This is a genomic window from Streptomyces sp. NPDC050535 (assembly GCF_044457665.1).
Taxonomy (GTDB): Bacteria; Actinomycetota; Actinomycetes; order Streptomycetales; family Streptomycetaceae; genus Streptomyces.
The window spans coordinates 18,116-38,441 of the sequence record NZ_JBITHE010000024.1 but is presented as its reverse complement, the minus strand read 5'-3'; the positions used below and the strand labels follow the sequence as shown (position 1 = coordinate 38,441).

Here is a 20,326-nt window from a genome sequence, read left to right as displayed (position 1 = left end):
CCAAGGGCGCACTCAGGTCGGTCTCTCACCCGTCTCGCAGACCCGGCGGGCGATCTCGCGGAGTTTGATGTTGTGGTCCTGGGAGGCCTTCTTGAGGACGCCGAAGGCGGTTTCCTCGGCCAGGCCGTGGCGTTCCATGAGGATTCCCATGGCCTCACCGATCTCGTGGCGAGTCTCCAGGGCGTGACCGAGCTGCTGGTGGGTGCGGGCCGCGGAGAAGGCGACGGCCGCGTGCGAGGCCAGGACCCAGCCCGCGCGCTGGGCCACGTCGTCGAAGGTGCCCGGGCGGTGGGAGTACAGGTTGAGCGCGCCGAGTTCGTCGTCCTCGGTGTAGAGCAGAAAGCCCATCATGCTCCCCATGCCCAGCTTCCTCAGCTCGGGGGCGAAGCGGGACCACCGTTCGGGGGGATGGTTCAGGTCCTTGATGGTATAGACCTGCGTGCGGTCGGTGACGGCGTCGAAACAGGGCCCCTCCCTGAGGTCCTGCTGGATCCGGTCGGCCGTGCGCACCACCTGGTCCGTCGCCGCCAAGGCCGTCACCTCGCCCCGGCGCACGGTGAGGATGCCGGCCTCGTCACAGCCGTTGATCAGTGCCGTCGCGTGTTCCACGATCCGGTCCATGGTGGCCTGGACCGAGTCCTGGGCCAGCAGATCGCGAGCCATCTCCGCCAGGGCGACGGAGAACCGCTCCCAGTCCGCTCGGGGCTGATCCGACATGCACCACCTGCTTTTCCGTGGCGGCGCGAACGCCGCTCACCCGGGTTTCCATCTTGCCATCAGCGCGCTTCCCCCGCGCAGAGCGGTTCTTCACGGGGCCGTCCGGCACTGTGAATCCGGTTGCCCCGGCCGTACCGCGCTGCCATGGTCTTGGCCATGCCCCGTTTCTCCACACCCGACGGAACCAAACTCACCTACCACGTCTTCGGGGACGGATCTCCGGTGATCTGCCTGCCCGGCGGACCCATGCAGGCGTCCGTGTACCTCGGTGACCTCGGCGGCCTGTCAGCGCACCGAAAGCTGGTCATGCTGGACCTCCGGGGCACCGGGCAGTCGCAGACGCCGGCGGACCCCTCCTCGTACCGCTGCGACCGTCTTGTCGATGACGTGGAAGCACTGCGCGAGCAGCTCGGTCTGGACAGGATCGACCTGCTCGCGCATTCCGGCGGTACGAATCTGGCGGTGCTGTACGCCGCCCGGCACCCGGAGCGGGTGAGGAGGCTCGCACTGATCACGCCGAGCGTCCTTGCCGTCGGGCAGGCGATCACCGGGGAGCTCAGGCGCGAGACAGCGCGGCTGCGGCGGGACGAGCCGTGGTTCCCGGCGGCGTTCGCCGCTCTGGAGGCGATCACCGACGGCCGGGCCACGGACGGCGACTGGCAGGCGATCGCGCCGTTCCACTACGGCCGCTGGGACGAGCGGGCGCGGGCTCACCAGGCCGCCGAGGACGGCCAGCGGAACAACGAGGCCGCGGCCGTCTACGGCGCCGAGGGCGCGTTCGACCCGGCCGGCACCCGCGCGGCGCTCGCACTGCTGGGGGCGCCGGTCCTGCTGCTCGCCGGCGAGGCCGATCTGAACTCGCCCCCTCCCGCGATGACCGGGTTCGCGGGGCTGTTCCCGAACGCACGGCTGGTCGTCCAGCCGGGGGCCGGACACTTTCCGTGGCTGGACGACCGCGAACGGTTCGTGGCGACCACGGCGGGGTTCCTGGGATAGGAGACGAAGACCGCGGGAGATGCCCTCGCCCTTACGTGGACAAGTGGGGCCATGGGCAGGCAAAGATCATCGGAGACGTCATCGAGGTGTGGAACGGAGGAAGTTGAGCATGCGTCTGAGGAGACGGGCAGCGCTCCGGAGCGTTGCCCCGCCCGCGTTGTCAGTGCCCTCGGGAACAATGCTGAGCAGCGAGAACGTCACCGCCCCCTGGCGGTACGCGATCGAACCCCGTCCGTCGAAAGGCCGCCCGCACATGACGCCCCTCCCCCACCACCGCGCCGTGCCGCAGGCCCTGACCGGAGGCCGGTGACCCATGCTCCGAGCCCTCCCCCGCGCGCACGCTCCGCTCAGCCCCGGCGGCGCCGAGGTCCTGCGTCTCGTGATGGAACAGCGTGCCCCGGTCTTCCTCACGGTGCACCCCAACGGGCGTCGTCGGTACGGCTACTGGCAGTCCGTCGGTTCCGAGGCCGGACGAGGGGGTTGCCACGTGGCCCTTCCCACCGCCGAGTGCGACGCGCTGCACGCGGCGGGCCGGATAGAGCTGGGGGATCCGGTGGTGGACCCGGCGAAGACCACGTATCCGGTGCGGGTGGCGATACGCCCCGCACCAGCCCTGGCAGGCTCGACGCGGCAGGCCCTGACCGCGTGAGGGCGAAGGCGGAGGTCCCCTCCGCGCACACCCCGGATACGCACGACGAAGCGGGCTGGCCACATCCAGGTGTGGCGGGCCCTGCGGCGTAGGTGTCGGCAGTGCCGGAAGACGTCCTTTGGTTCACATCCCGGCTCGCTCGACGCATGCGATCTGCTCATACGACTCACCGCCGATCCGCAGCTCGAACATGGGGAGACGGCAGCCGTTCCTCGCGGGCGCACCCCCCTCGCCCACTCCGACTTACTATCCAGTAAGGTCGCGCGACAGGCCCCGAGGAGGAAACGTGCCACGGTCGGAACGCTCACCCCTGTTGCTCGCCGGCCTGCTGGCCACCGCGGGCGCTGCTCACTTCGTCGCACCACGGCAGTTCGACGCGATCATCCCGAGTGCGCTGCCCGGTTCGCCCCGGGCGTGGACCTACACGAGCGGCGCCCTCGAACTGGCGCTCGCGGCCGGGGTGGCGCTGCCACGTACCCGCCGGGTGACCGCGCTGGCGACCGCCGCCTTCTTCGTCGGGGTGTTCCCCGCCAACGTCCAGATGGCCGTGGACTGGCGCGACAGGCCCGCGCCGCTCAAGGCCGCCGCGTTGGCGCGGCTTCCGTTGCAGGTACCGCTCGTGCTGTGGGCACGCGGCGTCGCCAAGGGTGGAGAGGGACGGTCATGACGCGGGGTGTCGAGGTGGGTGACACGGTCGAGGACTTCGCTCTGCCGGATGACACGGGTACGGTCCGACAGCTGTCGGAGCTGCTCGCCGACGGTCCGGTGGTGCTGTTCTTCTATCCCGCAGCCCTCACCGCGGGCTGCACCGCCGAGGCGTGCCACTTCCGCGATCTGGCCGCCGAGTTCGCCGCCGCCGGTGCGCGCCCGGTCGGGATCAGCGGTGACCCGGTCGAGCGTCAGCAGGAGTTCGCCGGGCAGCACACGCTCGGCTTCCCACTTTTGTCCGATGTCGACGGTACGGTGCGTGAGCGGTTCGGGGTGAAGCGTGGCTTCTCCCTGGCGCCCACGAAGCGGGTGACCTTCGTGATCGGGCAGGACCATACGGTGCTCGAGGTGGTCCGCAGCGAACTGCGGATGAGCGCACACGCCGACCGCGCCCTCGCCGCGTTGCGTGTCCAGCAGAGCTGAGCCACCGTCCGTAACAGCTCGCATGCGGTGCCCATGTGGGCGTTGCCGGAGTAATAACTTATGACGTGCCCGAGGCGGTCGCAGTCCGATGCGATCGCCTCCGTGGGCCCGCCGGGGCGCGCCGAGGAAACGGTGAACAGGCCCCGCCCCAGCAGGTTTCAGACGCCCTGCGCGGGACCGGGCTCCCGCTCGCCCATCGCGGCGGGGAGTTCGGCCCTGCGGCGGATGCCGAGCTTGCGGTAGGTGCTGGTGAGGTGGGTCTCGACGGTGCGCCGGGCCAGGTGCAGGAGTTCCGCGATCTCGGTGTTCGTCCGTCCGTCGGCGGCGAGGGCGGCGATGCGGCGTTCACTGCCGGTCAGTGCCGCCCAGCCGGTGAGCGCCGTGGCGGCGCCACGGGAACGTGCTTCGGGCAGCGCCTCCTGCGCGAGGACCCGCATGCGTACCGCGCCCAGCCGTTCCGCGCGCTCGGCGGCCTCCCGCAGCGCCTCCCGGGCGCGGGCCCGGTCACCCGCGGCGGTGAGCTGGCGGCCCTGCGCGATCAGGGCGGGGATCAACTCGGTCTGCGCCGAGGCGTCGCGGAGTATGCGTACGGCCTTCTCGGCGAGCTCAAGACCTCGCCTGCCCCCGGTCGCGGTGGCGAGCCCCCGCATCGCCCGGCCCACCAGCCGCGGGGTGTTCCACACCAGCGCGAGCCGCATCTCCTCGCGGGCCAGGGCGAGGGCCTCCTGCGGGCGTCCGAGCGCGACACGGCAGTCGGCGGCCGCGGTCCGCCAGGGCGTGACGACCGGGCTCACCACATCGCGTGCCGTCTGCCTGCGCCCGCACTCCAGGAAGTCGGTGAGCGCGCCCGCCTGATCACCCGACGCGGACCGCAACACGCCCCGGGCGTAGAGGAATCGGTTGAGCTCCCAGGATTCGCGCGCGTCCCGGAGATCGAAGCTGTCCGCGAGGCGGGCGGCCTCCGGTGTGCGTCCTGTCTCGACCAGGGCGATCACGGCGTGCGCGTGCGCGTTGGCCGGGTCGGACCGGAGGAGTCGGGGTTCGGTGACCTGCCAGTCGGTGGGGTCGGCCAGCAGATCCGCGTACGCTCCCCCGCCCGCGGCGATGTCCGCCCGCACGTTCAGCAGCGCGGGGTTCATGGGGTGCAGCAGGAGCGGGCGCTGCACGGCCAGTCCGCGCGACACCAGCCGTTCGGCCTCGTCCGGTTCGTCGGCCCACTGCGCGACGGCGGCGGCCGTGCCCAGCAGGAAGGGTTCCGCGAGCGGGTCGGTGGGTTCGTCGAGGAGCGCGCGGATACGGTTCATCGCCGTGGCCGCGGAGATGTGGCCCGCCGTCGACTCGTAGCGCACCAGGAGTGCCCGGCCGGCCGTTCCGATGAGATGCGGCGACCGTTCGGCGGTGTCGTACAGCCACCGGTAGGCCTCCTGTCTGACCGCCTGGTCGTTGTCCGACAGCAGTGCCGAGGCGTTCTGGAGCAGCCGGATCAGATCGGGATGGCCGGCCAGTTGCCCGTCCAGGCCACGGAGCGCGTCGACCGCCGCGCGCGCCTCGCCCCGCAGGGCCAGCGCCGTACCCAGCGCGACCGCGGCCCGCGCCCGGTCCTCGGGCATCCCCGGCAGCCGTGTCGCCTCGGCGAGCCGAGGTATCCCCGCCGAGGAGCGTGCGGCGGCGAACTCCAGGGAACCCAGTTCCGTGAGGACCGTGGCCCGACGGCTGGGCGTCAGCGGCTCCTCAAGCGTCCGGCGCAGGTAGGACACCGCGTCGCCGGTTCTGCCGTGCCGGACCGCGACGGTCGCGGCGTCCAGGAGCACGGCCACGGCCCATTCCGCGCCCGGGCCGACCGCGGGAGTCCGCAGAAGCTGTCCGGCCACCGCTTCGGCGCGATCGCCGCGGCTCAGCATGACCTCGGCCGCCGTACGGTGGGCCGCCCGCCGTCTGACGCTCGGCCAGCCGCTCAACACCGCGTCCCGCAGCAGGGGGTGGGCGTAGCGCGGCCGCCCGTCCTCGTCGCGGCGCAGCAGCCCCAGGCGGGTCATCGCGGTGAGCCAGCCCGGCACCCTCGATGGGTCGACTCCCGCCATGCGGGCGAGCAGTTCGGCCGTCCCCTCGCCCTGCCCGTCGTCCAGGGCGTCGTCGTCGAGTGCCGCGAGGGCGCGGGCGACACCGGCTGTGGCGGGTCCGGCGCTGTCCAGCCACCACGAGACGGCGGCCGGGTAGGCGCCCGGATACAGGGCCGCGCAGGTCTGCGGCACGGTTTCGGGCAGGGTGCCCTCCGGCTCCTTCGCGCGGAGGTCGTCCAGCAGGGCGCGCAGCAGCAGCGGACTGCCCGCACCGGCCCGTACGCAGTCGTCCACCCACCCGGGTTCCGCCGCCCCGATCTCCGAACGGACCAGCTCGGCCGCGGCGTTCGCGCTCAGCGGGGAGAGCGTGTGGGTGCGTACGAGGGTGGGTGAGAGCGTGTACGCCAGGCCCTCCGAGGGCGGGTCGACGTCGTACTGACAGCGCTCGGTCACGATGAGCAGAAGTGGCAGCGCGTCGATGCGCCGGGCGGCTTCGACGAGCCAGCGGCGTGAGGACCCGTCGGCGAAGTGGACGTCGTCCACGGCCACCAGCAGCGGCGCGTCGGCGGCGTACGCGCGGAGCCGGCTCCACAACTGTGCGGCATAGTTCCGGTCGTACGAGGGGGCGACGTGGTCCGGGCAGGGCTCGGCGGCGTTCGCCGGTTCGGTCTCTAAGGACAGCAGCCGGAGCACCGCGGAGAAAGGGGCGGTTTCGTCGTCGGGCGAGCAGCGGGCCCGCAGCACCCGCACCCCGCGTGCCTGCGCCTGCGCGGCGACGGCTTCCAGGAGAGCGGTACGGCCTGTCCCGGACGCTCCTCGGAGCAGCACCAGCCGGCCGGACCCGGCGTGTGCGCGATCCGCCTCGGCCGCCACCAGCTCCACGGCCTCCAGTCGTTCACGCAGTGGTCCGAGTTCGCACATCGATGCCTCCTTTTGTCGGCGTCTCATGATCGATCTCGTGGTGCGTCTCGTGGTGCTCCACGATTGTGCGGGCACACCGGGCACAGAAAGCTGGGGCGAGCCGATCAGTCATTGACGGCACGGGGGCCACCGGCATGTGGACTTGGGAGTAACGGTTGCGCAGCTCACAACGGCCCCCCGACGCGGGCGCGTCACACCCGCACGCCGAAACGGGGGCAGCGGATTCCAGAACCCGGATACCCGTGGTGGTCCACGCGCCGGACCCGATCTCCCGGGCCGGAGTTCGCGGCCTGGTGGCGCGGCAGCCGGTGATCGACCTCCTCGACGACGTGCCGGCCGGCCCCGGCACGGTGGCCGTCCTGGTGAGCGAGACGCCGGACGAGAGCACGCTCTCGCGGTTGCGCCAGTTGGTACGCGGTGACGGAGCGCGCGCCGTCCTGGTGGTGGGCACGATCCGTGAGGCCGAGCTCCTCGATGTCATCGAGTGCGGTGTCGGGGCGATCGTCTGGCGCCACGAGGCCAATGCGCACCGGTTGGTGCAGGCCGTGCTCGCGGCCTCTCGGGGCGACGGTGATCTGCCCGCGGATCTCCTGGGACGCCTCATCACTCAGGTGGGTTCACTCCAGCGCACCGCGGCAGGCCATTCCGGGGTTCCGCTCTCCGGTCTGGTACCGCGTGAGGTCGACGTCCTGAGGCTCGTGGCCGAGGGACTGGACACCGGGGAGATAGCGAGCAAGCTGTCCTACTCCGAACGCACGGTCAAGAATGTCATGCACGGGCTAACGACCCGGCTGCATCTGCGCAACCGCGCACATGCCGTGGCCTATGCCCTTCGCGAAGGCTACATCTGATCGAACGGACCTTCGCAAGGGGCCGTCAGGGCAACCGGGCCGGACCGAAGGGGAACCTCGGGCCGGCTCGCCCTCCGCGGCCCACGGGAACGTGTCACTCCTTGATCGGGTGTCTCCGGTTCTGTCCGAACTGAGAGGATGAGTCCCGCGGCGACGCCGCGGCCTTACCTTAGAGGCGAGGCACCGACCCCGAGGAGAAGCACCAACCGTGCACGACGCACCGATCTACGCCCAACTGATATCCGAGCGCGGCGACATACCGCTCCAGGTCCGTACCGAAGCTCACAGGATCCAGCGTGAACTCGAATGGATCGTCAACGCCGATCCCGCGTCCGCCGGTCTCCGTTCGAGGCCTCCGGCCGCCTCGGTCCCGAGCTCCCGCGCCCTTCCTCCCGGGTCGGGGTCGACCGGCTGGCTCTCCTGACGCGAGCGCCGAAGGCGCGGCCCGGTCTCGTGGTCGGGCGGCAGCACCGGCGCCGCGCTAGCGGGAGTCGCCGGGGCCGTCCTCCCGCTCCCCCTCGTCGGTGTACTTCTCCGGAGTACGCGAGGAACTCCCCAACTCCAGGGGCGCCTGGGCCTTTTCGGGGCTGCCGTCGGAGTTCTGGCCGCTCAGGTTCTGGCGGACGGAGTCCAGGATCGTCAGGCCCTGGGCGACCAGGCCCGCGGCGATCTCGCCCAGACCGTCCGCGCCGTTGAGGACGTTGACGTTGGCGCCGGCGAGACCACCCGCGGCTTCCTTGACGATGAGCGGGAGCTGGTCGATCAGCATCCGGTCGAGGGCGACGCGGTCGTACGAAGCCGCGGCCGCCGCCTGGATCTTCATCCGCTCCGCATCGGCGATGGCGAGCACCCTGATCCGCTCGGCCTCCGCCTCGGCGGGCTTCACGATCTCGGCCACCAGCTGCTGCTGACGCAACTTGGCGGCGCGCTGGGCCAGTTCGGTCTGGGCGGCGAGCACCTCCTGCTGCGCGTGGGCCTGCGCCAGCGGTCCGGCCTGCGCGGCCTGCGCCTGCGCGCGGTCCACCTCGGCCGAGTACTCCGCCCTGACGATCGCGGTCTGCCGGGCGTACTCGGCCTGGTTGCGCGCGGCCACCTGCTCCGCCTCGACCGAGGCCTGGGTGGCCTGCGCCTGGGCTATCTGGGCCTGTCGCTGGATGGCCGCCTTGTGCGGTGCGGACATGGCCTCGATGTAGCCGGTGTCGCCGTCGTCGATCGACTGGATCTGAAGCGAGTCCACGATCAGGCCGATCTTCGCCATCTCGATCTTCGAGGTGTCGAGGACCTCCGCGGCGAGCTTCTGCCGCTCGGTGACGATCTCCTCGACCGTCATCGAGCCGATGATGGAACGCAGATGGCCGGCGAAGATCCGGCCGGTCAGCACCGACATCTGGTCCTGGTCGGAGAGGAAGCGCTGCCCCGCGTTGATGATGCTCTCGGTGTCGTTGCCCACCTTGAAGGCGATGACGGCACGGACGTGCAGCGAGATGCCCTGCCGGGTTACACAGGTCTCGGTGACTTCGGCCTCGCACATCGACAGCGTGAGGAAGCGGGTCTTGCGGAAGACCGGGAGCACGAACTTGCCGTGCCCCGTCACGACCAGGAAGGGCGCGCCGCCCAGTCCACGTCTGCCTCCCGAGATCAGCATCGCCTCGTCGGGAGCGGGAACGCGGTAACCGAACATGCTTCTCCTCCTCAGCCGGCGTCGGCCAGGCCGTCGCCCAACTCGTCCAGCGGATCGGCCCACTTGATGACGTCGACCGCACGACAGCCCCGGGACTCGACCACCAGCACGGTCGCCCCGGTCGGCAGGGGCTCCTGCGACCAGGCGAAGAAGGTCTCGGTGCCGCCTCTGACCCGCACGAGGATCTCGCCGGGGCCGACGGCTCCCCTCGTGCCCACGAGCAGTTCCCCCGTGCAGCCGATCACGGCTTCATCCTGCACCACCGCGGGACGCCCCCATCAGTCGGGTTGTCCTTCGACTGTAGACCTACCCGTACTGCTTGGGCAGTTTGAAGCCGCGCTGGGCCAGCACGGTGCGCAGCCGGTCCGGATAGTCGGTGATCAGTCCGTCGACGCCGTCGTCGATGAGCTTGTTCATGGTGGCCGGGTCGTCGATGGTCCAGGGGATCACCTTGAGGCCGAGGCGATGCGCTTCGTCGACCATCCGGGCGGTGACGTAGGGGACGTAACCGGGGTCGGTGACCTTGCCGTTCTGCGGACTGCCGTGCACCGGCGAATAGGCGCTCGCACCGAAGGACTTGACGGCCTTCAGGGGGTCGCCGCCGAAGTCGTCGATGTCGATGCCGCCGAGCCACGGGGACGCGCCGGGCTTGCCGACCTGGAGGAAGTCCTTGTTGTCGAGGGCCACCAGCGGCAACCGCGGCTCCGTCTCGCGCATCGCCATCAGCGCGCCCCAGTCGAAGCTCTGGACGGTGACCTGGCGCAGCATGCGGGCCCGCCGGATCTCACGGGCGGTCACCGCCACGAACTGCTCGCGCGGGGCGGTCTCGGCGGGCGCGCCCGCCTCCACCTTCGTCTCGACATTGAGCTTCACGTCGTACGCGCGGTAGCTCCTCACCAGGGCGAACACCTCGCGGAGCAACGGCATCCGGGCACCGGGGGCCGCCACCTGCTCGGGGAAGTCGGGCAGCGTAAGGGAGCCGCAGTCCAGGGTTCTGACCTGGGCGAGGGTGAGGGTGTTCACGTACTTGCCGACGTACGGGTACTGCGGGTCGCCCGCCACGACCGGCGCCGTGTCCTTGCACTTGGTGCCGTTGACCCGCCGGTCATGGGTGACCACCGCCTGGCGGTCCCTGGTGATCTGGACGTCCAGTTCCAGGGTGCTCACGCCGGTCTCCAGGCCGTGGGCGAAGGAGGCGAGCGTGCTCTCCGGCCGCAGTCCGAGTCCACCGCGGTGCGCCTGGAGGTCGAAGGTTCCGGGCTTGGGCCGGTGCCGGTCCACCGCACCGCCGAGCGCCTCCGCGGGTGTCGCGAGGACGCCCGCGGTGCAGGCCAGGGCTGCGGTGCAGGCGAGCGTGGTGGCAACGGCGGAGGTGCGCCATCCGATCATGAGTGGGCCATCCCTTTCGGTCCGTGCACGGGTCCGCGCGGAATTCGGCCCACAGTATGGAGCGAGGGTGGCCGCGCCGGGGGTGTCCGAGGTGGTGGCGGGGCGAAGCCTGGCTTAAATCCGGACAGTTGGGCACCACGCGCCCACGCACCCCCTCCGACACCCCCGGCGGTGCTGCTCAGCTCTTGGTGAACTTGTAGGTCTTGCTGTCGGTCAGGACGCAGAAGCCGGGCGATATGACGATCACGCGCAGGGTTCCGGTGCGCCGGTCGTAGTCGATGCCCTCCGTCTCGAAGGTCCCCGTGCAGCCGCTGCGCAGCGGGAGTTGGCGCAGCGCCGTGACGTGACCGGTCACGTTCGCGGTGCCGTTCGGCTCGGCGGACAGGTCGACCTGGAGCAGCGGCTTGGTGATGCCGAAGAGCGTGCCGGCCGGGTCGTCGGAGGAGCACAGCAGTCGCGTCGAGGTGACGAAGTCGCAGCCCTGTACGTCACGTACGGCGTGGTCGAGGGTGATGGTGGACGCCTGCGGGAGGTTCGCCGAGGGCGAGGTGCTCGGGTTCACGCCGGGCGTGGGGAACACCAGGAATCTGGTCATCGTGCCGTACTCGCCGTTCACCATCCATGAACCGCTCGGCGAGATGGCGACCCAGGAGTTGTTCAGCGCCTCGCCGGAGCCGAGTGTGTGGACGTACTCCGACCACGCGCCGCCCGGCGCCTGCACCCGGAACATCTTGGCGGTGCCGCCGTCGGCCTGGTACGGCTCGACGTAGTAGCCGTTGTAGGAGGCGTCCGGGTCACCGACGTGATTCCAGCCACGGGCGTAGACGCCGGCGGGGATCGTGCCGACCCCCGTGTAGCGGTTCGGGCTTCCGGCCGGGACCTCGACTGAGGTCAGGCCCTGGCTCTCGGCCAGCGGGTCGGCACGGTCCGAGCCCACCTCGTTCCAGGTGTCGGCGGCAGCGGCGGGCGCGGTGGCGGAGACGGTCAGGACGGCGGCCGTGGCGAGCGTGACGACACCGGCCAGGGCCGCGTGACAACGTTGCCGGACGAGCATGCGCATGTGGTCTGCTCCTCGGTGGGGGGCGCTTGTTCGGCGCACAGTCTGGCCTCCCACGACGGGCATGTACAGACCAATGTATGGACGCCGGCCGTCAACTCAGCGTCCAGCAAACGACAGTTGCCCCCGCGGCCACCTCACCGGGGTCGCGCATGCCCGGGACGCCGCCTGTTCCCCTTCCCGCGAGACCTCCCGCGTCACCTCCCGCGTCACCTCTCGCGTCGACTGAGCCGACAGGGCGGCGCCGGGCAGGCAGAGCCCGCCCGGCGCCGCCCTCGCGTCAGCCGTTCTGGCACTCGTTCCCGAAGGCCGGGTTCAGCAGCCCCACCACGTTGATCGAATCGCCACAGAGATTCAGATCGAGGTCGAGCGGGATCTGGACGACGTTGCCGGACAGGAGGCCGGGGCTGTTCGCGGCGACGCCGACCGGGTCGGGGTCGTCGGCCACGGCGGTGCCCGCGGCGAACAGCAGGGCCGTGCTCGCCAACCCGGTGGCGGCCATCAGACGGAAACGCATTGCAAGCTCCGATCAGTCGGTGGGGCTGTGGGTTCCTCCACCATCACCTCGGCATCCGCCGGGCGACATCGTTGTACGCCCGAACGGGGGCCCGCGGCCCCACCGGACCACCTGAGTCCCACAGGGGCCGGACGCGTCGCGCGGGCCGCGCGGAATGCCCGTAGCGTGAGAGGAGATCAGGTGGAACAGGGAGAGATCATGTCAACCAGCCAGCCCGATTCGCCCTCGCCGTCCGACGACACGACGACCCCCGACGCGTTGCTGCACACCGGCTCCGAGGGCGACGTGACCCCCGAGGATCTGGTGCTCGCCGCAGGCCTGGACGTCACCCCGGAGACCCTCGCCCGGGCCGAGCGCAAGCTGGCGGCGGAGGGCCCCGCGGCCCTCGACAAACTGCTGCCCTAGCCGCGGCGAGAGCCGCGAGGTCTTCACAGGGTCAGCGGCCTGTCCTCCACGCGAAGTGGCCGACAGCATCCGGTACTTGGCCAGAACCCGTACGCCGGTGACAGGTTGGGGAGCCGAAGCGGAGCGTGAGCCGGGCTCGAACGTCTAGGTTGACGTCTAGCCCATTGATTACGCCGCGCAGGAGGCACCCCCGTGTCTGAGCCCGACCCCCAGTTCGCTGCCGCCGCAGAGATACGTGCCCGGATCGACACCACCAAGCCGCACTCCGCGCGGTTCTGGAACTACTTCGTCGGTGGCAAGGACAACTACGAGGTCGACCGCGAGATCGGCGACCACATCAAGGAGATCTTCCCCGGGCTGGTCGACGTGGCGCTCACCAGCCGCCACTTCCTGGGCCGCGCGGTCCGGTACCTCGTCGTGGATCAGGGCATCCGCCAGTTCCTGGACATCGGCACCGGGCTGCCGACCGCCGACAACACCCATGAGGTGGCCCAGCGGCTCGCCCCGGACAGCCGGATCGTGTACGTGGACAACGACCCCATGGTGCTCGCCCACGCCCGTGCGCTGCTCACCAGCACTCCCGAGGGCAAGACGTCGTATCTCGACGCCGACCTCTACGACCCCGAAGCGATCCTGAAGGCCGCCGAGGGCACGCTCGACTTCTCCCAGCCGGTCGCCCTGATGATCCTCAACACCCTCGGCCACGTCGCCGACTACGAGCGGGCGCGCGGGCTGGTGTCCCAGGTCATGGACGGCCTCCCGGCGGGCAGCCACCTCGTGATCAGTGACAGCACCTCCACGAGCGAGGGCATGATCGCCGCCTCGAACGCGTACAACTCCAGTGGCGCCGTGCCGTACTACGTGCGCAGCGTCGAGGAGATCGGCGGCTTCTTCGACGGGCTCGAGCTGGTGGAGCCCGGGATCGTCCCGGTCACCAACTGGCGTGCGGAATCCGGGGGTTCCGAGGGCGCCGGTCCCGCCGTCGACGCGTACGGCGGGGTGGGCCGCAAGGTGTCCTGATCCGGACGTACGTGGTGGGGCGGGGAACCCTGCGAGAAATCACCCGCCCCCTCACTCCGGAACAGGCTCTCCTGCGACACTGAACCGTATGGATTCCCGACACCTGAGACTCGGCCGCCGTCGCATCTGGATGCTCAGCGGGGTCTGCTTTCTGGTGCTCGGACCGATCGGCTACTTCCTGGGTGGCTGGATTCCCCTCGTGCTGCTGACCGTCACCCTGCTCGTGGCCACGTCGGTCTCGCACTGGCATGCCCCGTCCTGGCTCGCGCCCGCCATCGCCAAGGGACAGCGCGAGAGCCGCCGTGACGTCGCCACCTTCTGTGTCGTCATAGCCGTCAGCGGTTACGCCCAGCCCCTCGCGCCGCCGTCCGACGCGTCCCGGGACATGTCGGCCCTGCGCCTTGAGGCCTACCGGGCCGCCGCCGACGACGATCTGTCCGAGGAACTGCGGGGCCTCGCGGCCGACGCCCTGGCCGCCGCCGACCACGCGCACGCGGAGGACACCCCGGCGGCCTGGCGCGCCGCGCGGGTGAGTTCCGAGCGGCTGGCCCATGCCTCGCAGGAGGGCAACCCCTACGTGCGGCAGCTCCTCATCCAGTGGGTCGAGGGAAATCCGGCCGCGTAACGCCGAGCCTGTTCCCCGTGGTCCGGCCACGACGGGGCGACCCAGCCCCTGGCATCAGCACCAGCACCCTGCTCGAATGCGGGGCCGTCATGATCGCGCGGTAGGCTACTGGCGCGTATTAAGGGGCGAAGTAGGCTGGAAACCGTGCCGATGTCGGCTTTTCGGCCGCGACAGGTTGGGGATCCCGGTTATGGACAGAGCCACTGTCGCCATGTCTGCCGCTGCCAGGACCAGTGGTATCGAGTCGGCCGGCACAGGGCAGGGTGACGCGCTCCCGATCGGCCGGGAGGCGGAGATCGGCCGGATCCTGGAGTGCGTCGAGCGCGGTCGCGACCGGCCCCAGTCCCTCCTGGTGCTGGGCGAGACCGGTACCGGCAAGACCGAACTGCTGCGCGTCGCGACGGAGCGGGCGAGCCGGATGGGCACGCGCGTGCTGGCTGCCCAGGGCTGCGAGACGGAGATGCAGCAGTCGTTCGCAGCGTTGCACCAGCTACTGCTCCCGGTGCTGGGCGATCTCGCGTTCCTGCCGGAGCACCAGCGCGACGCCCTCCGCGCGGCCTTCGGACTCGCCCCGGCCACCGGTCCGGCCGAGCCCATGGTGTTCCGCGTCGGCGTCCTGATGCTGCTCGGACAGGTCGCGCGGACGAGCCCCGTACTGCTGGCCGTCGACGACATCCAGGCCTGCGATCGCGACTCCCTCGATGTTCTGCTCTTCGCCGCTCGACGCCTGGCCGGCGAATCCGTCACGGTGCTGCTCGCGGCACGCGGTGAGGTTCCCCCGCCGGGCATCCCCGCGGATCTCGCGGTGCTGCCCCTCGGGCCGCTGACTTCCCAGGCGGCAGCCCAGCTCCTGGACTCGCAACCGGGGGCGCCCACGGGAGGCGCCAGACTGGACCTGCTCCAACAGGCGGAGGGCAATCCGCTGGCCCTCATCGAACTGTGCCGGGCCCTTCGCGTCGACGGGGCGCTGACGAACGACGGCATGCCGCAGACCTCGCGTATCCAGCAGATGTTCGCCGCTCAGCTGGGCGCGTTGCCTGCGGCGACGCGGCGCGCGCTGCTGTACTCGGCCGCCGCGTCGACCCACGAGGACCTGGCGACGCTCATGGCCGCCCTGGGCAAAGGGTGCGACCTGTCCGTATGGGCCCCGGCGGAGCGCGCGGGCCTGATCGCCGTCACCGACGGACGTGTGGTGTTCCGGCACCCGCTCATCCGCACCGCGGCGTTCCACCGCGAGCCCGTACAGGCACGGCAGCAGGCGCACCGGGCCTTGGCAGCGGTACTCGGTGACCAACCGTCCCGTCAGGCCTGGCACCTGGCCGGTGCGGCGATCGGCCCGGACGAGTCGGTGGCTGCGGCTCTGGAGGCCACCGCCCTCATGGCGCAGCGACGAGGAGGCGTCTACGCCACCGCGAAGACCTTCGAGCAGGCTGCGCGCTTCAGCCCCAGCGATGAGGACCGGGCCCGCCGCCTCGCGGAAGCCCTGACGGCGGCGAACGACTTCGGAGACCCTGCCTGGGTCCGCGAACTCTACGCGGACTTCGTCGCCGTGAATCATGACCCGGAGCTGCTGAGCGTCGCCATCTGCGCCACCAGTTGGGCGCTGTCGTTGTTCTCGTTCCAGCGCGAGGCCTTCTCCCTGCTGGTCGATGCGTGGGAGCGCACTCCCCCGCTCGACGGGACGACCGCCACGGTCATGGTCACGCTCGCCGGCGGAATCGCGCACCAGTCGGGACTCGCTGAGCACCTGCGGGTCCTTCCGGGGATGCTCGACCAGGTCACCCTGATCAACCGGGCCGAGCGGGCCGGTCCCAGGACGACGGAGCCGTACTACTCCAATCTCACTCGGGACGAAGTCACTGCCTCTCTCCTGGCCGTCGTCAGGGCCACCGGCGATCCCACCCGCGCCCCCGGCCTGTTGAAGACGCTTTCCTCGCTGCCACGGCTGTCCGACCCGCGGGACCCCGCGACACTGCACCGGATGGTCGCGGTCGGATCGGTTGCCTACTACGCGGACGAGTCGGACCTGTGCGTGGACCTGTTTCGGCAGGTGTTCGTGACGCTGCGGGCGGCCGGCGCCATGGGCCCGGTCGCGCACCTCCTCGCGGTGCAGGCGGACGTGCTGCTCGCCACCGGGCGATGGGCGGAGGCGGAGGAACTGATCGAGGAGGCCCAGGCCTTCGCGGTCGTCCGCGGAATGACGTACACCGAGTTGGATCTCGACGCACTGCGGGTGACCCTGCGCGCTCTGCGCGGGGACAACGAGCCGGGGGTCGAACTGACCGGACCGAACTGGCAGTCCGTCGGCCTCGACGAGAACCGCGCCACCATGGCCCGGATGCTTCGGGCGCGGGGACTCGCCGCCCTGTCCCTCGGGGACCACGAGAACGCCTTCCGCAACCTCCGGTCTCTGTTCGAGGACGACGGCACTCCGGTGCACAACCTCCTGTCCAGCCGTTCCATCGCCGCCCTCGCCGGTGCCGCCCAGCGGCTCGGCCGGCACCCGGAGGCAGCGCAGATCCTCGCGGCGGTGCGACGGGCCGAGGGCCGTCGGCCGACCCTCCGGATGACGCTGTTGATGCACCACGCGGCAGCCTTGGTGGACCTGGACGCCGACGCCGAGAAGCATTTCCGCCTGGCCGTGGTCAATCCGGGAGCGGAGCAGTGGCCGTTCGAACGCGCCCTGGCACGGATGAGCTACGCGCTCTGGCTGCGCAGGAAACGACGGCCCCGGGAAGCACGCGAGCAGTTGGCGACCGTCATCGAGGCCGCTACCCGGCTCGGCGCGCACCGGCTCGCCGCGCAGGCCGGTGCCGAACTGCGTGCGAGCGGCGGGGCCGCCGTTCCGGAGACTGCCACTCCGCTGGCGGAGCTGACCGCTCAGCAGCAGCAGATCGTGCGGCTGGCCGCGAACGGCCTGTCGAACCGTGAGATCGGGGAGCAGCTTTTCCTGTCCCCCCGTACCGTCGGCACGCACCTGTACAACGTCTATCCCAAGCTTGGCATCAACAGTCGCCATCAGCTGCGGGACGTCATCGAACAGCGCACGGGATCGGAAGGGACAAGCGGGAGATGAGCGGGACGCTGTCGGACCCCGACGGGGACAAGGGCCCGGGAAGCCCGTCGGTCGTGGTGCTCGATCCGCTGGTGCGTCGGCTGGTCGACGCCTCCTCCGCACCGCCCTTCCTCCACGAACTGGGCCCGGCCGACGGCCGGCAGGTGCTGCTCGAGTCCCAGGGGCATGAGATCGACGACTTCGGGGTGGATGCCGCCTTCCAGGTGGCACCGGTGGGACCATCCGGCCTGGTGGGCTTCTGGATTTTCAGGCCGACCCGGATCAAGGGCCCGCTGCCAGTGGTTCTCTACGTCCACGGCGGCCGGTGGATGCTGGGGGACGCACAGACCCACGCCCGGCTGGTCAGCGAACTCGTGCTGAGCGCGGGTGTGGCCGCCCTCGTCCCCGAGTACACCCGCACACCCGAAGCCCGGTTCCCGGTGGCCATCGAGGAGTGCTACGCGCTGATGACCTGGGCGGTCCGGCAGGCCGGTGAACTGGGCCTGGACGCGACCCGGTTGGCGGTGGCCGGAGACTGCGCCGGCGCCACCATGGCCACGGCGCTGACCATGATGGCCAAGCGGCGCGGCGGCCCGCGGATCCGCGCCCAGCTGCTGTACTACCCGGTCACGGACTCGCGGTGCGACAGCCCTTCCCAGCGGCAGTTCGCCACCGGATACCTCCTGACCAGCGAGGCGTTGCACTGGTACTGGCACCAGTACACCGACAGCCCTCGGGACCAGGCCGATCCGACAGCCTCCCCGGCACGGGCGAGCCTCACGGATCTCGCGACACTCCCTCCGGCGCTGGTCATCACCGCGGAGGCCGACGTCGCCAGGGACGAGGGCGAGCGGTACGCGCAACAGCTGCGGCGCGCGGGAGTCACGGTGACCGGGCTCCGCTTGCTCGGCACGGTGCATGACTTCGTGTCGCTGTCCTCCTTGCGCGACAGCCCGCCGACGCGGGCCGCCGTACGGCAGGGTGCCGCCTTCCTGCGAACGCTGCTCGCCTGAGCGCACCACATCGGACGCGGGGCATGACGTAAAGACCAGTCGACCGGACCAGTCGACCTACTTATGCCTCTCACCAGGGCACACGGCAGGCTGGGAGCAGGCAGAAGATCTGCGGTCCGGCCCCCGACCAGAGGGATCCACGCCGGCAGGGCAGACAGGGGATTCGTGTACGGATCGTTTCCGGGCACCCGTGATGTCCAGGGGGAAACCAGTGTCCACCGTCCTCTCCACAGCGCAGCTGTCCGCCGCCGACCGGGCGGAGCGCTGGCATCAGGCGGTTTCCGGCACCTTCATGCCGATGGACGTGAATCTGCTCGAGAAGGAGCCGTCACCCGGAAGCATCGTCAGCAGTCGGCTCGGCGCCCTGCAGGTCTCTCACGTACAGGCCGGACCGCAGGTAGTGACGCGCAACAAGCGCAATATCTCCCGCGAGGACCGGAATTCACTTACCGTCAGCCTTCAACAGCAGGGCACCGCGATAAAGGAGCAGGACGGGCGGGAATCCGTGATAGAACCGGGGCAATTCTCCATCACTGATTCGTCCCGCCTCTTCAGGATAAAACTCGAAGAGGAATTCACTTTCACCTCCTTCCATTTTCCTCGCGAAGATCTTCACGTCCGGGACGAGGATCTGCGGGCACTCACCGCCACCGCCTTCACCGGTGAGGAGGGCACGGCCGGACTCGTGGCGACCTATCTGGCGCGTATGGCGCGCGAAGCCGAGGGCTTCGACGACGCCGTCGGCCGCCGGGTTGCCGCCACCGCGCTCGATCTGCTGGTGCTGCTCATCGACGAGCGGCGCGGACGCTTCGCGTCCGATGGCCCGCAGGTGGCCGCGGCCTCACTCGACCGGGTGAAGGAGCACGTCATGCGCAACCTCGACGACCCCGGCCTGTCACCGTCCAGCATCGCCGAAGCCCATTGCATGTCGGTTCGCTACCTGCACAAACTGTTCCAGCTCGAGGACACAACCGTCGGCGGCTGGATCCGGACGCAGCGACTGGAGCGGTGCCGCCGGGATCTCCTCCGGCCCATGGCCAGAGAGGTGGGGGTGGCGGCAATCGCCCAACGCTGGGGTTTTGTGAACCCCAGCCATTTCAGCCGGGCCTTTCGCACGGCTTACGGTACGACGCCCCGCGAATGGCAGGTCCACGGCCGGTCCGGAGCACACTACGGGAACACTGGCGGTGCGCTGACGGACAAGTGACCGGTAGCGGCAGCCCATAGAGTCGTGAGCAGGAAAGCATTCGCACCACGCAAGGAACTGCAGATGTCTGACACGACTCCTGTACGCCCCGTTCTCGAACCCGAGGCCCTGGCCTTCGCCGAGGCGACCGCCAATCCGCCGTACCTGTTCGACCTGGCCCCGGCCGAGGGCCGCAAGGCCGTCGATGAGGTCCAGTCGGGCGAGGTCGTCCTGCCCTCGGTCGACGAGGAGTGGATCACCGTCGCCGGTGGCCCCACCGACGGTGTCCGGGTGCGGATCGTGCGGCCGGCCGGCGCCACCGGCACCCTGCCGGTAGTTCTCTACATCCACGGTGCCGGATGGGTCTTCGGCAACGCCCACACCCACGACCGGCTCGTACGCGAGCTGGCCGTCGGCGCACAGGCCGCGGTGGTGTTCCCCGAGTACGACCTCTCGCCCGAGGCCCGTTACCCCGTCGCCATCGAGCAGAACTACGCCGTCGCCCAGTGGATCGTCACCCAGGGGGCCACCAAGGACCTGGACGGCACCCGGCTGGCCGTGGTGGGCGACTCGGTCGGCGGCAACATGAGCGCCGCGCTCACGCTGATGGCCAAGGAGCGCGGGGACGTACCCCTGCTCCAGCAGGTCCTGTTCTACCCGGTCACCGACGCGAGCTTCGACACCGGTTCCTACCACCAGTTCGCCGAGGGCTATTTCCTGCGCCGCGACGGCATGCAGTGGTTCTGGGACCAGTACACCACCAGCGAGGCCGACCGCGCGCAGATCACCGCCTCCCCGCTGCGCGCCACCACCGAGCAGCTCACCGGCCTTCCCCCGGCCCTCGTCATCACCGGCGAAGCCGACGTCCTGCGCGACGAGGGCGAGGCGTACGCCGCCAAGCTCCGCGAAGCCGGTGTCGCCGTGACCGCGGTCCGTGTCCAGGGCGTCATCCACGACTTCGTGATGCTCAACGCCCTGCGCTCCACCCACGGCGCCCAAGTGGCCATCACACTGGCCACCGACACCCTCCGCACCGCCCTGCACCCGGCCTGA

At 70.5% G+C, this 20,326-nt stretch carries 20 protein-coding genes; 13 read left to right on the top strand and 7 right to left on the bottom strand.

What is annotated here, in order from left to right:
- Positions 1-12: 12 nt before the first annotated feature.
- The gene (locus ACIBLC_RS35400; RefSeq protein WP_399215513.1) at positions 13-717 is read right to left on the bottom strand and encodes a GAF and ANTAR domain-containing protein; all 705 of its coding nucleotides are present in this window, start codon (positions 715-717) and stop codon (positions 13-15) included.
- A 156-nt stretch (positions 718-873) separates the two neighbouring features.
- On the opposite strand from ACIBLC_RS35400, the gene ACIBLC_RS35395 reads away from it, so the two are divergent.
- The 4 genes from ACIBLC_RS35395 (at position 874) to ACIBLC_RS35380 (ending at position 3,493) form a co-directional block, all read left to right on the top strand.
- Positions 874-1,713, top strand: coding sequence for an alpha/beta fold hydrolase (locus tag ACIBLC_RS35395; protein ID WP_399215512.1), 840 nt, complete (start codon positions 874-876; stop codon positions 1,711-1,713).
- A 313-nt stretch (positions 1,714-2,026) separates the two neighbouring features.
- On the top strand, positions 2,027-2,362 hold the full coding sequence (locus ACIBLC_RS35390; protein WP_399215511.1) for a hypothetical protein: 336 nt from the start codon (positions 2,027-2,029) through the stop codon (positions 2,360-2,362).
- A gap of 286 nt (positions 2,363-2,648) precedes the next feature.
- On the top strand, positions 2,649-3,029 hold the full coding sequence (locus ACIBLC_RS35385; protein ID WP_399215510.1) for a hypothetical protein: 381 nt from the start codon (positions 2,649-2,651) through the stop codon (positions 3,027-3,029).
- A complete protein-coding gene (locus tag ACIBLC_RS35380) occupies positions 3,026-3,493 on the top strand; it encodes a peroxiredoxin (protein ID WP_399215509.1) in 468 nt (155 codons plus the stop codon). The genes ACIBLC_RS35385 and ACIBLC_RS35380 overlap by 4 nt, the downstream gene beginning before the upstream one ends.
- Positions 3,494-3,651: 158 nt before the next feature.
- Here ACIBLC_RS35380 and ACIBLC_RS35375 read toward each other — a convergent pair whose 3' ends face one another.
- Positions 3,652-6,474 (bottom strand): AAA family ATPase, encoded by a 2,823-nt coding sequence (locus tag ACIBLC_RS35375; protein WP_399215507.1) that lies wholly within the window; start codon positions 6,472-6,474, stop codon positions 3,652-3,654.
- Positions 6,475-6,629: 155 nt separating this feature from the next.
- Here ACIBLC_RS35375 and ACIBLC_RS35370 point away from each other — a divergent pair, with 155 nt between their 5' ends.
- Positions 6,630-7,325 (top strand): LuxR C-terminal-related transcriptional regulator, encoded by a 696-nt coding sequence (locus tag ACIBLC_RS35370; RefSeq protein WP_399215506.1) that lies wholly within the window; start codon positions 6,630-6,632, stop codon positions 7,323-7,325.
- A 208-nt stretch (positions 7,326-7,533) separates the two neighbouring features.
- Positions 7,534-7,749, top strand: coding sequence for a hypothetical protein (locus ACIBLC_RS35365; RefSeq protein ID WP_399215505.1), 216 nt, complete (start codon positions 7,534-7,536; stop codon positions 7,747-7,749).
- A gap of 57 nt (positions 7,750-7,806) precedes the next feature.
- Here ACIBLC_RS35365 and ACIBLC_RS35360 read toward each other — a convergent pair whose 3' ends face one another.
- The 5 genes from ACIBLC_RS35360 to ACIBLC_RS35340 all read right to left on the bottom strand — a co-directional run bounded on the left by ACIBLC_RS35360 (position 7,807) and on the right by ACIBLC_RS35340 (position 11,969).
- Positions 7,807-9,006, bottom strand: coding sequence for an SPFH domain-containing protein (locus tag ACIBLC_RS35360; RefSeq protein WP_399215504.1), 1,200 nt, complete (start codon positions 9,004-9,006; stop codon positions 7,807-7,809).
- 11 nt (positions 9,007-9,017) lie between these two features.
- Positions 9,018-9,269: a hypothetical protein gene (locus ACIBLC_RS35355; protein ID WP_399215503.1), complete on the bottom strand. Its 252-nt coding sequence runs from the start codon at positions 9,267-9,269 to the stop codon at positions 9,018-9,020.
- A 43-nt stretch (positions 9,270-9,312) separates the two neighbouring features.
- The gene (locus tag ACIBLC_RS35350; protein ID WP_399215502.1) at positions 9,313-10,395 is read right to left on the bottom strand and encodes a glycerophosphodiester phosphodiesterase family protein; all 1,083 of its coding nucleotides are present in this window, start codon (positions 10,393-10,395) and stop codon (positions 9,313-9,315) included.
- Between the two features lie 178 nt (positions 10,396-10,573).
- Positions 10,574-11,455, bottom strand: a complete 882-nt coding sequence (locus ACIBLC_RS35345; RefSeq protein ID WP_399215501.1) for a hypothetical protein — start codon at positions 11,453-11,455, stop codon at positions 10,574-10,576.
- A gap of 277 nt (positions 11,456-11,732) precedes the next feature.
- Entirely contained in the window at positions 11,733-11,969 is a 237-nt protein-coding gene (locus ACIBLC_RS35340) for a chaplin family protein (protein ID WP_399215500.1), read from the bottom strand.
- Positions 11,970-12,167: 198 nt separating this feature from the next.
- On the opposite strand from ACIBLC_RS35340, the gene ACIBLC_RS35335 reads away from it, so the two are divergent.
- From ACIBLC_RS35335 to ACIBLC_RS35305, 7 genes are all read left to right on the top strand, one after another.
- Positions 12,168-12,374 (top strand): hypothetical protein, encoded by a 207-nt coding sequence (locus tag ACIBLC_RS35335; protein ID WP_399215499.1) that lies wholly within the window; start codon positions 12,168-12,170, stop codon positions 12,372-12,374.
- A 192-nt stretch (positions 12,375-12,566) separates the two neighbouring features.
- Positions 12,567-13,394 (top strand): SAM-dependent methyltransferase, encoded by an 828-nt coding sequence (locus ACIBLC_RS35330; protein ID WP_399215498.1) that lies wholly within the window; start codon positions 12,567-12,569, stop codon positions 13,392-13,394.
- An 88-nt stretch (positions 13,395-13,482) separates the two neighbouring features.
- Complete coding sequence (locus ACIBLC_RS35325) at positions 13,483-14,019, top strand: hypothetical protein (protein WP_399215497.1); 537 nt, start codon at positions 13,483-13,485, stop codon at positions 14,017-14,019.
- 211 nt (positions 14,020-14,230) lie between these two features.
- Positions 14,231-17,095, top strand: a complete 2,865-nt coding sequence (locus tag ACIBLC_RS35320; protein ID WP_399215496.1) for an AAA family ATPase — start codon at positions 14,231-14,233, stop codon at positions 17,093-17,095.
- Positions 17,092-18,087: an alpha/beta hydrolase gene (locus ACIBLC_RS35315; RefSeq protein ID WP_399215495.1), complete on the top strand. Its 996-nt coding sequence runs from the start codon at positions 17,092-17,094 to the stop codon at positions 18,085-18,087. The genes ACIBLC_RS35320 and ACIBLC_RS35315 overlap by 4 nt, the downstream gene beginning before the upstream one ends.
- 211 nt (positions 18,088-18,298) lie before the next feature.
- Entirely contained in the window at positions 18,299-19,294 is a 996-nt protein-coding gene (locus ACIBLC_RS35310; protein WP_399215494.1) for a helix-turn-helix domain-containing protein, read from the top strand.
- A 63-nt stretch (positions 19,295-19,357) separates the two neighbouring features.
- Positions 19,358-20,326 carry an alpha/beta hydrolase gene (locus tag ACIBLC_RS35305; protein WP_399215492.1) on the top strand — a complete coding sequence of 323 codons (969 nt, stop codon included), beginning with the start codon at positions 19,358-19,360 and terminating at the stop codon, positions 20,324-20,326.